The organism is Stenotrophomonas sp. Bg11-02, from assembly GCF_002836635.1.
Lineage (GTDB): Bacteria > Pseudomonadota > Gammaproteobacteria > Xanthomonadales > Xanthomonadaceae > Stenotrophomonas > Stenotrophomonas lacuserhaii.
Window position 1 is genome coordinate 18429 of record NZ_PJAY01000042.1, and the last position, 12018, is coordinate 30446.

Annotated in this window: 14 protein-coding genes; 9 read left to right on the forward strand and 5 right to left on the reverse strand. The window is 68.0% G+C overall.

Going from position 1 to position 12018, the window contains the following annotated elements:
• Positions 1–12: 12 nt before the first annotated feature.
• Both CXG43_RS02235 and CXG43_RS02240 read right to left on the reverse strand, forming a co-directional pair.
• Positions 13–291, reverse strand: a complete 279-nt coding sequence (locus CXG43_RS02235; protein ID WP_101098502.1) for a BolA family protein — start codon at positions 289–291, stop codon at positions 13–15.
• Positions 288–587 (reverse strand): YciI family protein, encoded by a 300-nt coding sequence (locus CXG43_RS02240; RefSeq protein WP_101098528.1) that lies wholly within the window; start codon positions 585–587, stop codon positions 288–290. Before CXG43_RS02240 ends, CXG43_RS02235 begins: the two co-directional genes overlap by 4 nt.
• Before the next feature lie 369 nt (positions 588–956).
• On the opposite strand from CXG43_RS02240, the gene CXG43_RS02245 reads away from it, so the two are divergent.
• Genes CXG43_RS02245 through CXG43_RS02255 form a run of 3 tightly spaced genes read left to right on the forward strand, consistent with a single transcriptional unit; the run spans position 957 to position 4465 of the window.
• Positions 957–1862 (forward strand): ScpA family protein, encoded by a 906-nt coding sequence (locus CXG43_RS02245; RefSeq protein ID WP_042615192.1) that lies wholly within the window; start codon positions 957–959, stop codon positions 1860–1862.
• 13 nt (positions 1863–1875) lie between these two features.
• A complete protein-coding gene (scpB, locus tag CXG43_RS02250; RefSeq protein ID WP_101098503.1) occupies positions 1876–2784 on the forward strand; it encodes an SMC-Scp complex subunit ScpB in 909 nt (302 codons plus the stop codon).
• Complete coding sequence (locus tag CXG43_RS02255) at positions 2777–4465, forward strand: pseudouridine synthase (RefSeq protein WP_101098504.1); 1689 nt, start codon at positions 2777–2779, stop codon at positions 4463–4465. Before scpB ends, CXG43_RS02255 begins: the two co-directional genes overlap by 8 nt.
• A gap of 115 nt (positions 4466–4580) precedes the next feature.
• Here CXG43_RS02255 and CXG43_RS02260 read toward each other — a convergent pair whose 3' ends face one another.
• From CXG43_RS02260 to CXG43_RS02270, 3 genes are all read right to left on the reverse strand, one after another.
• On the reverse strand, positions 4581–5018 hold the full coding sequence (locus CXG43_RS02260; protein ID WP_101098505.1) for a hypothetical protein: 438 nt from the start codon (positions 5016–5018) through the stop codon (positions 4581–4583).
• Between the two features lie 90 nt (positions 5019–5108).
• Positions 5109–5936, reverse strand: coding sequence for an amidohydrolase (locus tag CXG43_RS02265; RefSeq protein ID WP_101098506.1), 828 nt, complete (start codon positions 5934–5936; stop codon positions 5109–5111).
• Positions 5933–7081, reverse strand: a complete 1149-nt coding sequence (locus CXG43_RS02270) for a pyridoxal phosphate-dependent aminotransferase (RefSeq protein WP_101098507.1) — start codon at positions 7079–7081, stop codon at positions 5933–5935. The genes CXG43_RS02265 and CXG43_RS02270 overlap by 4 nt, the downstream gene beginning before the upstream one ends.
• 250 nt (positions 7082–7331) lie before the next feature.
• On the opposite strand from CXG43_RS02270, the gene ccmA reads away from it, so the two are divergent.
• From ccmA to CXG43_RS02300, 6 genes are read left to right on the forward strand one after another with little or no spacing between them, the layout of a single operon-like run.
• Positions 7332–7970: a heme ABC exporter ATP-binding protein CcmA gene (ccmA, locus tag CXG43_RS02275; protein WP_101098508.1), complete on the forward strand. Its 639-nt coding sequence runs from the start codon at positions 7332–7334 to the stop codon at positions 7968–7970.
• On the forward strand, positions 7967–8662 hold the full coding sequence (gene ccmB / locus CXG43_RS02280; protein ID WP_101098509.1) for a heme exporter protein CcmB: 696 nt from the start codon (positions 7967–7969) through the stop codon (positions 8660–8662). The genes ccmA and ccmB overlap by 4 nt, the downstream gene beginning before the upstream one ends.
• 33 nt (positions 8663–8695) lie before the next feature.
• Positions 8696–9445 (forward strand): heme ABC transporter permease, encoded by a 750-nt coding sequence (locus tag CXG43_RS02285; protein ID WP_101098510.1) that lies wholly within the window; start codon positions 8696–8698, stop codon positions 9443–9445.
• Positions 9442–9627, forward strand: a complete 186-nt coding sequence (gene ccmD, locus CXG43_RS02290) for a heme exporter protein CcmD (RefSeq protein WP_101098511.1) — start codon at positions 9442–9444, stop codon at positions 9625–9627. The genes CXG43_RS02285 and ccmD overlap by 4 nt, the downstream gene beginning before the upstream one ends.
• Positions 9624–10085, forward strand: a complete 462-nt coding sequence (ccmE, locus tag CXG43_RS02295; RefSeq protein WP_101098512.1) for a cytochrome c maturation protein CcmE — start codon at positions 9624–9626, stop codon at positions 10083–10085. Before ccmD ends, ccmE begins: the two co-directional genes overlap by 4 nt.
• The gene (locus CXG43_RS02300; protein WP_101098513.1) at positions 10086–12005 is read left to right on the forward strand and encodes a heme lyase CcmF/NrfE family subunit; all 1920 of its coding nucleotides are present in this window, start codon (positions 10086–10088) and stop codon (positions 12003–12005) included.
• Positions 12006–12018 lie beyond the last annotated feature (13 nt).

A 12018-nucleotide genomic window follows, 5' to 3' on the forward strand; every position in this document is an offset into this window, starting at 1 on the left:
GGGGACACCGGGTCAGCCAGCCTCGGCCGGGGTATGCGCCTGGATCGACAGCGCATGGATATCGGTCTGCATCATGTCGCCAAGTGCGGCGTAAATGGCGCGATGTCGGGCCAACTGACCCAAACCAGCAAATGCCCCGCTGACCACCCTGACGTTGAAGTGGCCGCGCCCGTCGCGCGCCCCTGCATGCCCGGCATGTCGGTGGCTGTCGTCTTCTATCTGCAACTGCACGGGGGCCAGCGAATGCTGCAATGCATCACGAATTCGCTCGATCCGCTCCGCATTGCTCACGGCAGCACCTTGCGGAACGGACGCACCTCGGTGCGCACGTAGACACCGGCCGCCACGTACGGGTCGGCATCGGCCCACTCGCGGGCGGCGGCCAGCGAGTCGAACGCGGCGATCACCACGCTGCCGCTGAAACCGGCCGGACCCGGATCTTCGCTGTCGATCGCCGGGCACGGTCCGGCCAGCAGCAACCTGCCCTGCTCCTGCAGGGCCTGCAGCCGTGCCAGATGGGTCGGGCGCGCCGCGATCCGGGCCGCGAGCACGTCCTGGCCGTCATAGCCTTCAATTACGTACCACATCATTTGTCTCCTGTTGTCCTGCGGGAACTGGCGCTGATTCTAGCCGCTGCCCGGCCCTGCGCCGCGCCTGACTGGACACCGGCACTGCAAAGCCGTAACCTGTTTGCATTGCACGTGACTGGACGCAGCGTCCCGTCGGTCCCATGGCCCCGCAGGCCACCGATGATCGAACCGCTGCCCCCGACCAGACCGCGTAGACGACCTCCCCGTAGTTTCGTCGCTGCCGCCAGTGCGGTGCGTCCTGCTTTATTGATGTGTGGAATCGCGCCGATTCCGGCGTGTCCTGGTTTCCGCCATGGCCTGTCAGGCAGTTGCCTGAAGGGAATGGCCGGTGCCGCGACCGGTCCGTTGCAATCCTGATGTCCTTTGATGACCTCTGAAACCGCGCTAGACGCGACCCCGTCAATCCGGCCGCCCACCCCACAGCAGCAGGAAATGCCGCTGGCCGTGGTGCATGGACAACCGGTCCTGCAGATCCCGCAGGACCTGTACATCCCACCGGATGCACTGGAAGTCATCCTCGACGCCTTCGAGGGACCGCTGGACCTGCTGCTGTACCTGATCCGCCGCCAGAACCTGGATGTCCTGGACATTCCCGTCGCCGAGATCACCCGGCAGTACGTGGAATACATCACGGTGATGCGCGAACTGCGTTTCGAGCTCGCCGCCGAATACCTGGTGATGGCCGCGATCCTGGCCGAAGTGAAGTCGCGGATGCTGCTGCCGCGGCCGGTCAGCGAGGACGGCGATGAAGCCGATCCGCGCGCCGAACTGGTCCGCCGGCTGCAGGAGTACGAACGTTTCAAGCAGGCCGCCGAGGATATCGACAGCCTGCCCCGGCAGGACCGCGACACCACCGTGGTGCATGCCTTCGTGCCCGACCGCGCGGCGATCCGGCTGCCGCCGCCGGTGGAACTGAAGGAAATGCTGGTGGCCCTGCACGACGTGCTCAAGCGCGCCGAGCTGTTCACCGGGCACGCGATCAAGCGCGAGGCCCTGAGTGTCCGCCAGCGCATGGGCGACCTGCTGGGCCGCATGGAAGAAGGCGTGTTCTACCGTTTCGAATCGCTGTTCACCGCCGAAGAAGGAAAGCTCGGCGTACTGGTCACCTTCCTGGCAATGCTGGAACTGGCCAAGGAACAGCTGCTGGATATCGTGCAGGAAGCCCCGCTGGCGGCGATCTACGTCAAGTCGCTGGCGGCGGGAAACACCAATGAGCCGCTGTCTTTCAGCAGCGAATTCGATGACAACGACGCAGCCAACCCGACCGAGTGAGCGCGAATTGCCGATGGATCAACCGCTGATCAACCGAATCGTCGAAGGCGCACTGCTGGCATCGCCGCAGCCGCTGACCCTGGTGCAGCTCAAGGAGCTGTTCCCGGAAGACGAGCCGGCGCCGGCAGGCAGCGTGGAACGCGCATTGGAAACCCTGCGCGAGGCCTGCAGCGAGCGTGGCGTGGAACTGGTGGAGGTGGCCTCCGGCTTCCGTTACCAGGTCACCGCCGAAGTGCATGGGCATATCAGCCGGCTGTGGACCGAGCGCAAGACGCGCTACACCCGCGCCACGCTGGAAACCCTGGCGCTGATCGCCTATCGGCAGCCGATCACCCGTGGCGAGATCGAACAGGTACGTGGCGTGGCGGTGAGCAGCAACATCATCCAGGCCCTGGAAGAACGTGAGTGGATCCGGGTGATCGGCCACCGCGACGTGCCCGGCAGGCCGGCGCTGTTCGGCACCACCAAGGGTTTCCTGGATTATTTCGGCCTCAAGCGTCTGGATGAACTGCCGCCGCTGTCCGAGCTGAAAGACCTGGCTGAACTGGAACCGCAGCTGCCGCTGGGTCCGGATGGCCAGCCCGACGCACCGCAGCCCGCCACGGCCGCCAGCCCCGGCGCAGCAGCCAATGATGACGATGCCCCGGCCGCCGGTGGCACCGATGAAGAAGGCATCCCGGCCGCCGCAGGCGCCGATGCCGCACCCCGATCCCCTGCCGCGCCCGTCGCGGTAGACCCTGATGAGCAAGCACCTTCGCCCAGCGACAACGGGCACCCCGACACCGCGCCGGGCACGCGCGCGGCGCCAGTGAACGAGAGCGAAGACAACGCCGTCGCGAAGACGACCGTGGCTGTTGACCTAGCCGATTCCGAACCAGAGGCCGACGACCAAACGCCGGCCGGAGCCAAAGTTAATGAGTGATACCCCCCGCAAGCTGTCGTTGAACAAGCTGTCGCTGAAGCGCGAAGCCACCTCCGAACAGTTCAAGCTGGAAGAACGCCTGCACAAGGTGCTGGCACAGGCCGGGCTCGGTTCGCGCCGGGCGCTGGAGCAGCGCATCGCCGAGGGCCTGGTCAAGGTCAACGGTGAAGTCGCACAGACCGGCATGTCGGTGCGCAGCGGCGACCGCATCGAGCTGGACGGCCGTGGCTTCGTCGCCACCGCCCTGGCCGAACCTTCGCGCGTACTGGTCTACAACAAGCCGGAAGGCGAAGTGACCACCCGCGAAGATCCCGAAGGCCGCCCGACCGTGTTCGAGTCGCTGCCGGCGCTGAAGGGCGCGCGCTGGATCGCCGTCGGCCGCCTGGACATCAACACCACCGGCCTGCTGCTGGCCACCACCGATGGTGAACTCGCCAACGCGATGATGCACCCGTCCTTCGAAGTCGAACGCGAATACGTGGTGCGCGTGCGCGCCCCGGAAGGCCAGGAAAAGGTCGACGACAACACCATCCTGCGCCTGCAGCGTGGCGTCGCGCTGGAAGACGGCCCGGCCAAGTTCGATGAAGTCGAGCGCATTGGCGGCACCGATTCGCATGACTGGTTCCGCGTGGTGGTGAAGGAAGGCCGCAACCGCGAAGTCCGTCGCCTGTGGGAATCGCAGGGCTGCCAGGTCAGCCGCCTGAAGCGTACCCGCTACGGCACCGTCAGCCTGCCGCGCGAACTCACCCGTGGCCATTCGGTGGAACTGCCGACCGCCCAGGTCGAAGCGCTGCGCGCCAAGTTGAACCTGGAAGAAGGCGCACCGTCCGCGCTGACCCTGCAGCCGGTGATCGGCCAGCGTCGCGCGGCCAAGACCACCGTGCGCATGGGCCGCGATGGCGGCCGTGGCACGGCCTATGTCAACGGCCACAACACCGCCGATGAAGGCCGCGAGCTGCGTCGCTTCGACAACGTCCGCGAAGAGCGCGGCCGCGGTCGCGGTGGCAAGGGCGGCGGCGGCTTCAAGGGCGGCCTGACGGTCAGCGGTGAAGCCGCGGCCAAGCAGTCGCAGCGTCCGTTCAAGGCGCGCCCGCAGAAGAATGACCGTGGCCTGCCGGAAGGCAACCCGGCTGCGTTCCGCAGCTGGTACGTGCCGGACGGCGTCAGCACCGGTCCGAGTGGCCATCGCAACGCCGGTCCCGGCGCGGCGCGTGGCCCGGGCGCACGTGGCCCCGGCGGCCCCGGCGGCCCCGGTGCCCGTGGTCCGGGTGGTCCGGGCGCTCGCGGCCCCGGCGCACGCGGTCCCGGCCAGGGCGGTGGTTACGGCCAGGGCCAGGGTGAAGGCGGTCGTGGCGGTTACGCCAAGCCGAAGTCACCGGGCGCCGGTGGCAACCGCGGTGGCCAGGGCGGCCAGGGCAACAAGCATCCGTATGGTCATCCGGGCAACGCACCGTCGTTCCCGTCCGACCACGCCAACCCGGGCTTCAGCCCGTACGGCAGCACCCCGCGTGCGGCCAACGGCAATCGCGGCCCGGGCGGCAACCGTTCGGCCGGTGGCCCAGGCGGCAATCGCGGTCCGGGTGGTCCCGGCGGCAACCGCGGTCCGGGTGGCCCGGGTGGCAATCGGGGCCCGGGCGGCCCGGGCGGCAACCGTGGTCGCGGTGGCCCGCGCGGCGGCTGATCCTGGCCTGTGATCCAACAAAAACCCGGCCTCGGCCGGGTTTTTTGTTGGATGGGGTGACGACTTGGATGGCTGGTGGGTGACGACCGTTGGTCGTCACCTACACCCTCCTCGCTCAGCGCCGTTCGATGGTGAACGCCGTGCCGTCGACCCCCAGGCCCCAGCCCTTGCCGGTGCCGGCCAACGCCAGCGAGATATCGCCCTTGGTCATCGCCACCGCGCCACTGGAGCGGACCGCCCCGGCATGCGCGCTGACCGCCGCATAGGTACCGAACAGGTCATCGGGGGAATACGCACCGGTGAAACGGCCCGTGCCATCGACGATCTTCGACTTGCCCACGGTCAGGCCACCGCCCCTGACCTTCAGCGTGACCGGCACGCGCATGCCGTTGTCGCAGGTGATCGTCCCATTGCCGGAGGCGGTCTTGTAGAACGCCGACCAGCCGGACAGGTCGTAGCGCAGGCTGCATTCGAGGTTGCCGGCCGCCTGCGCAGCCGGAGCGGCAAAGGCCGATGCCAACAGAGCAGCCATCAGCGAAACAGTGTTCTTCATCGTGGGAATACTCCGGATGCGTGATGCGCCGAATCTAGCAGCGCGCCGCCCCGTCAGGACAGGGCCAGCCGCGCCAGTCCGCTGCGCGGTTCAGCCTGCGCGCGGCGGCGGGTCCAGTTCGAAACGGTCTGCGTCCAGCATCGCCGGGAAGCGCGCGCGATGGGCGGCCAACGCCTGCCCCGACAACGTGGTGGTCACCACCTGCTCTACCTCGCGCACCTCCACCTGCGGCTGGCCCAGGTAGTCAATGACCGCGCTGTCACCGGCGTAGTGCAGGTCGTTGCCATCCACGCCCACCCGGTTCACCGCCGCCACGAAACACAGGTTTTCGATCGCGCGTGCACGCAGCAGCGTCTTCCACGCATACGCCCGTGCAGAGGGCCAGTTGGCGACGAATATCTGCAGGTCGAAATCCAGCTGCCCTGCCCGCTCCACGTCGAAACGGTTGCGGCAGAACACCGGGAAACGCAGGTCGTAGCAGACCTGCGGATTGATCCGCCAGCCCTTCCATTCCACGCTCAGGCGCTCGCGCCCGGCGGCATAGCGTTCGTGCTCGCCCCCGTAACGGAACAGGTGGCGCTTGTCGTACTGCTGCAGAACGCCATCCGGAGTGGCAAACAGCAGCCGGTTGTAGACCGCATCGCCTTCGCGCAGCTGCACGCTGCCGGTGACCGCCGCGCCCAGTTTCACCGCCTGCTCGACGATCCATGCCACGGTGGGGCCGTGCATGTCTTCGGCCTGGCTGATCGCCGCGTTGGAAAAACCACTGGTGAAGGTTTCCGGCAGCACCACCAGATCGGTCGTGCCGACCAGCGGCGCCAGCAGCGCGGCGTAATGTGCGCGGTTGCCGGCCGGATCGTGCCAGCGCGTATCGCCCTGCACCAGGCTGATGCGCAGATCCTGGGCGGCGGCGCTCACAGCTGCTTCAACCGTTCAATGGCCGCATCCAGCGTGGCTTCGTTCTTGGCAAAACACAGCCGCACGATGCGCTGGCCGGCCGGCGGCGTCTCGTAGAACGGCGACAGCGGGATCGCCGCCACGCCCTTTTCGATGGTCAGCCACTTCACGAATTCATGGTCCGGCAGGTCGCTGATGGCCGAATAATCGACCAGCTGGAAGTAACCGCCAGGCACCGCCAGCGGCATCAGCCGGGTCTGCGCCAGCTGCTCGCCGAAGCGGTCGCGCTTGGCCTGATAGAACGCCCCCAGTTCCAGGTGGTGCTGCGGCTCGTCACGGATCATCGCGGCGAAACCATACTGCGCCGGCCCGAAACTGGTGAAGGTGTTGTACTGGTGGACCTTGCGGAATTCCGCGCTCAGCGCTGGCGGCGCGATCGCATAGCCGATCTTCCAGCCGGTGCAGTGGTAGGTCTTGCCGAAGCTGGAAATCACGAACGCGCGTGCGCGCAGTTCCGGGTGGCGCAGCGCTGATTCGTGGCGACGGCCGTCGTAGATGATGTGTTCGTACACCTCATCGGAGATCAGGTAGATGTCCGTGCCACGCAGCAGGTCGGACAGCGCCTGCAGGTCGGCCTCGGCCAGCATCGCACCGGACGGATTGTGCGGGGTGTTGACCATCAGCAGGCGGGTGCGCGGTGTGATCGCCGCGCGCACGCGGTCCCAGTCCACCGCGAAGGTCTGCGGGTCCAGTGGCACGTGCACCGCACGTGCGCCGGCCAGGTCGATCGCCGGTTCATAGCAGTCGTACGCCGGGTCGAGCACGATCACTTCCTCGCCGGCACGCACGACGGCGTGGATGGCGTTGAAGATCGCTTCGGTGGCGCCGCTGGTGACGGTGACTTCGGTATCCGGGTCGACCTGTGCGCCGTACAGGTCCAGCGATTTCTGCGCGATGGCCTGGCGCAGCGGCGCCACCCCGGTCATCGGCGGATACTGGTTGAGTCCTTCGGCCATCGCGCGGGTGGTGGCATCGATCAGGCGCTGAGGCGCGCTGAAATCGGGGAAGCCCTGGCCGAGGTTGACGGCGCCGTGTTCGGCGGCCAGCTGGGACATCACGGTGAAGATGGTGGTGCCCACCTTGGGCAGCTTGGTCTGCGGTTGCATCGGCCTGTGCGGGGAGCGGAAGACAGGCGTGGAGTGTACTGCGGGGGGTGAAGCGTGACGACCAACGGTCCTCACCCACCGGGTGCTGGGGTCATCACGCACCGGGTGCTGGGGTCGTCACCCACCGGGTGCTGGGGTCATCACCCACGGGGTGCTGGGGTCGCCACCCACCGGCAGCTGCCCGCGCGCTCCGCAAGCCGGCGCGGGCGGCTAGAATCAGGGCCCGTCCGCCGTGCAGAGATCGTGTCCCTTGAATACCCCTGCGCTGCTGGCCGCACATGGTCTTTGCTTCTCACGAGATGACGAACGCGTGTTCGGGCCGCTCGAGTTCCATGTCGATACCGGCGAAGCGCTGCTGGTGCAGGGGGACAACGGCGCCGGCAAGACCACCCTGCTGCGCGTGCTGGCAGGCCTGCTGCGGCCGTCAGCCGGCCGCGTGGAGATCGATGGCCGCGCCGCCAGCACCGCCGAGCGCGCGCGCTTCGTCGCCTACCTCGGCCACCTGCCTGCCATGAAACCGGACCTGGATACGCTGCAGAACCTGCATTTCCTGTGCGGGCTGCATGGCCGTCGCGCGCGCCAGATGCCCGGCAGCGCGCTGGCCGTGGTCGGGCTGGCCGGCCACGAAGACACCCTGGTGCGGCATCTTTCGGCGGGACAGAAGCGCCGCCTGGCGCTGGCGCGGATGTGGTTGTCGCCGGCGCCGCTGTGGCTGCTGGACGAACCCTATGCCAACCTCGACCTGGAGGGCATCAACCTGGTCAACCGGATGATTTCCGCGCACCTGCGCGGCGGTGGCGCAGCGCTGGTCACCACCCACGGCGCGTATGCCGCCCCGCCAGTGCGCACGCGTCAGTTGCAGTTGGCGCTGCCGCAGGTAGCCGCATGATCGCGCCCGGTACCGAACCCGGCCTGTGGCAGACCGCACGTGCGCTGGCCACGCGCGACCTGCGACTGGTCTGGCGCCGCCGTGGCGATGCGCTGCAACCGGTGCTGTTCGCGTTGCTGGTGGTGGTGCTGTTCGCACTGGCGTCCGGCCGCGATCCGCAGCAGCTGGCCGCCAACGCGGTTGCGGTGCTGTGGCTGGCGGTGCTGCTGGCCGGGCAACTGGCGCTGGATTCGCTGTTCCGTTCCGATGCCGAAGACGGCTCGCTGGAACAATGGCTGCTGGCGCCGGTGCCGCTGGCGTGGCTGGTGCTGGTGCGCGTGCTGATGCACTGGCTGACGACGGCCCTGCCGCTGATCGTGCTCAGCCCCCTGCTGGCGGAAATGCTGCATCTGCCACATGACCAACTGCCGATGTTGCTGGCATCGTTGCTGCTGGGCACGCCGCTGTTGAGCCTGATCGGCGGCATGGTGGCGGCACTGACGGTCGGCATCCGGCGCTCTGGTATCCTCGTGGCGTTGCTGTCGTTGCCGCTGTACGTGCCGGTGCTGGTGTTCGGCGCAGGCAGTGTCGCCGCTGCTGCACGCGATCAGGATCCGTATGGCGCGCTGCTGATGCTCGCCGCCGGGCTGGTGGTGGCACTGGTGCTGGCGCCACTGGCCACCGCTGCCGCCATCCGCATTTCCTTGAGCTGAGCCACACCGACCAACCGGGATAGCCGCTACCGCATGCAACCGATCGTCCGCTGGTTCCACCAACTCGGCTCACCGCCCGCCTTCGACCGTTTCGCCCGTCGCTGGTCCCGTGTCTTCCACCTCGCTGCCCTGCCGGTGCTGGCCTTCGGGCTGTGGCAGGCGCTGTTCGTGGTGCCGGCCGACTACCAGCAGGGCGACAGTTTCCGCATCCTGTTCGTGCACGTGCCCAGCGCGTGGATGAGCCTGTTCGTGTTCGCGCTGATGGCGCTTTACGCAGCCATCGCACTGGTGTGGAAGATCAAGATCTGCGAGGTGCTGGCGATGGCGTGCGCCCCCATCGGCGCAGGCTTCACCCTCGTCACCCTGCTCACCGGCAGCATCTGGGGCCGGCCGATGTGGGGCACATGGTGGGACTGGGACCCGCGCCTGACCACCGAACTGATCCTGCTGTTCCTGTACTTCGGGGTGATCGGGCTGTACATGGCCATCGAGGACCGGCGCAATGCCGCGCGCGCGGCGGGCCTGCTGGCCATCGTCGGGGTCGCGTTGCTGCCGGTCATCCGCTATTCGGTGAACTGGTGGGGCAGCCTGCACCAGGGCCAGACCATCCGCCTGTTCGGGCCGACCACGCTGGATGCCAGCATGCAGCTGCCGCTGTGGCTGATGGTGATCGGCACCAAGTTGTGGTTCGTCGGCTCACTGCTGGCCAAGGCGCGCGCGGACAACCTGCAGCGCGAAGCCGGCAAGGACTGGGTGCAGCGCCAGCTGCAGGGGGAAGCATGAATTACCTGGGCTACGTGGTGGCCGCCTACGCAGTGTTCGTCGGGCTGCTGGCCATCGATGCGATCGGCTCGCACCTGCGCCTGCGCCGCGCACGCCAGGATGCCCGCCAGCGCCAGCAGCGGCAGCAGGCTCGGCGCTCGGCCAGCACCGGTAACGGCGCGCCGCTGGAGCTGGAGCGATGAACCCGCAGCGCCGGCGTCGACTGCTGTGGGTGCTGCTGCTGGTGGCCGCTTCCGGCCTGGCCACCGCGCTGGTGGCGATGGCCCTGCAGCGCAACGTGGCCTACCTGTACACCCCGGCCGAAGTGCTGCGTGGTGATGCCGGCAGCGCCGAACGCTTCCGCCTGGGCGGGATGGTGGCCAAGGGCTCGCTGGAACGTGAGCCCGGCTCGCTGGTGGCGCTGTTCACCGTGACCGATGGTGATGCCGAGCTCACCGTTCGCAGCGACCAGATCCTGCCCGACCTGTTCCGCGAAGGCCAGGCGGTAGTGGTGACCGGACGCCTGCAGGGTGATCGCTTCATCGCCGAAGAAGTGCTGGCCAAGCACGATGAAACCTACATGCCGAAGGAACTGGCCGACAAGATGGGCAAGGCGCACGTCAAACACGATGTGCCCGTGCCTGCGCCCGAGGTGCGCTGAGTGCTGCCCGAACTGGGACAGATCCTGCTGCTGCTGGCATTGTTGGCCGCGTTGCTGCAGGCCAGCCTGCCGCTGATCGGGGCGCAGCGCGGCATCGCCAGCTGGATGCAGGTCGCGCGACCGGCGGCGCTGGCGCAGCTGCTGTTGGTGGCGGCCGCCTTCGCGGTGCTGACCGCTGCCTTCGTGCAGCAGGATTTCTCGGTGCGCTACGTCGCCGAAAACTCCAATACGCTGCTGCCGATGGTGTACCGCTGGTCAGCGGTGTGGGGCGCGCACGAAGGCTCGCTGCTGCTGTGGGCGCTGGTGCTGGCCGCGTGGACCGGCGCGGTGGCGCTGGGCTCGCGCGCGCTGCCCGCTACCGTGCAGGCGCGCGTGCTGGCGGTGATGGGCCTGGTCAGCATCGGCTTCCTGGCGTTCCTGATCTTCACCTCCAATCCGTTCGCGCGCCTGATCCCCGCACCGTTGGAAGGCCGTGATCTCAATCCCCTGCTGCAGGACCCGGGACTGATCATCCACCCGCCGATGCTGTACCTGGGCTACGTCGGCTTCTCGGTGCCGTTCGCGTTCGCGGTCGCCGCGCTGCTGGATGGCCGGGTCGATACGCGCTGGGTGCGCTGGACACGGCCGTGGACCAACGTGGCCTGGGCCTTCCTCACCCTGGGCATCGCGCTGGGCAGCTGGTGGGCCTACTACGAACTGGGCTGGGGCGGCTGGTGGTTCTGGGATCCGGTGGAAAATGCGAGCTTCATGCCATGGTTGGCCGGCGCCGCGCTGATCCACTCGCAGGCGGTCACCGAAAAGCGCGGCACCTTCGCCAGCTGGACCCTGCTGCTGGCGATCGCCGCCTTCGCGCTGTCCCTGCTTGGCACCTTCCTGGTGCGTTCGGGCGTGCTGACCAGCGTGCATTCCTTCGCTGCCGATCCCTCGCGCGGCATGTTCATCCTGCTGTTCCTGGCGATCCTGGTCGGCGGCGCACTGTTGCTGTTCGCGCTGCGCGCCGGCAGCCTGGGCGTGGACAGCAGCGATCCGCGCCGCGGCTTCACCGCCACCTCGCGCGAGACCCTGCTGCTGGCCAACAACCTGCTGCTGGCCAGTGCCTGTGCGATGGTGCTGCTGGGCACCCTGTATCCGTTGCTGGCCGATGCGATGGGGCTGGGCAAGATCTCCGTCGGGCCGCCCTACTTCGGCAGCCTGTTCCTGCTGCTGATGGCGCCGCTGGTGCTGCTGCTGCCGTTCGGCCCGCTGGTCAACTGGCAGCGCGACCAACCCTCGCGCGCGCTGGCGCTGCTGTTGCCGTGGCTGGTGCTGGCAGTGCTGTTGGCCGCGCTGGCGTGGTGGCGGGCACCCCAGAACGGCTGGAAGGTCGGGCTCGGCGTCGGCGCGGCCGCATGGGTTGGATTGGGCACGGCACGCTTCATCTGGCAGCGGCTGCGCGGCAATGGGCGCTTCACCGCGGAAATGACCGGCATGCTGCTGGGCCACGTGGGCATGGCGGTGTTCCTGGCCGGCGCGCTGCTGGTGGAAGCGCTGAACGTGCAGCGCGAAGTCGCCCTGTCACCCGGGCAGGCCGTGGTGGTGGGCCGCCATGAAATCCGCTTCGAAGGCGTCGATCATCGCGAGGGCCCGAACTTCAGCGCCGACCGCGGCCACCTGCGGGTGTTCCGCGATGGCCGCGAACGCGCCCTGCTGCATCCGGAAAAACGCCTGTATGCCAGCGGTGGCCAGGTGATGACCGAAGCCGGCATCGATGCGCGCCTTTCCGGCGATGTCTACGTGGCAATGGGCGAGCCACTGGGCAACAATGCATGGGCCGTACGCGTGCATATCAAGCCATTCGTGCGCTGGATCTGGCTCGGGGCGCTGCTGATGGCGCTCGGTGGCCTGGTCGCTGCCGTTGACCGTCGTTTCCGCCGTCCGTAGGAGTCCTGTTTTC

Coding starts and splice junctions, on each gene's coding strand:
- ccmB (WP_101098509.1), top strand. CDS start 7,967: ATGATCGCGCCCGGTACCGAACCCGGCCTGTGGCAGACCGCACGTGCG.
- CXG43_RS02260 (WP_101098505.1), bottom strand. CDS start 5,018: ATGAAGAACACTGTTTCGCTGATGGCTGCTCTGTTGGCATCGGCCTTT.
- CXG43_RS02270 (WP_101098507.1), bottom strand. CDS start 7,081: ATGCAACCGCAGACCAAGCTGCCCAAGGTGGGCACCACCATCTTCACC.
- CXG43_RS02285 (WP_101098510.1), top strand. CDS start 8,696: ATGCAACCGATCGTCCGCTGGTTCCACCAACTCGGCTCACCGCCCGCC.
- ccmE (WP_101098512.1), top strand. CDS start 9,624: ATGAACCCGCAGCGCCGGCGTCGACTGCTGTGGGTGCTGCTGCTGGTG.
- ccmD (WP_101098511.1), top strand. CDS start 9,442: ATGAATTACCTGGGCTACGTGGTGGCCGCCTACGCAGTGTTCGTCGGG.
- CXG43_RS02245 (WP_042615192.1), top strand. CDS start 957: ATGACCTCTGAAACCGCGCTAGACGCGACCCCGTCAATCCGGCCGCCC.
- CXG43_RS02255 (WP_101098504.1), top strand. CDS start 2,777: ATGAGTGATACCCCCCGCAAGCTGTCGTTGAACAAGCTGTCGCTGAAG.
- scpB (WP_101098503.1), top strand. CDS start 1,876: ATGGATCAACCGCTGATCAACCGAATCGTCGAAGGCGCACTGCTGGCA.
- CXG43_RS02240 (WP_101098528.1), bottom strand. CDS start 587: ATGTGGTACGTAATTGAAGGCTATGACGGCCAGGACGTGCTCGCGGCC.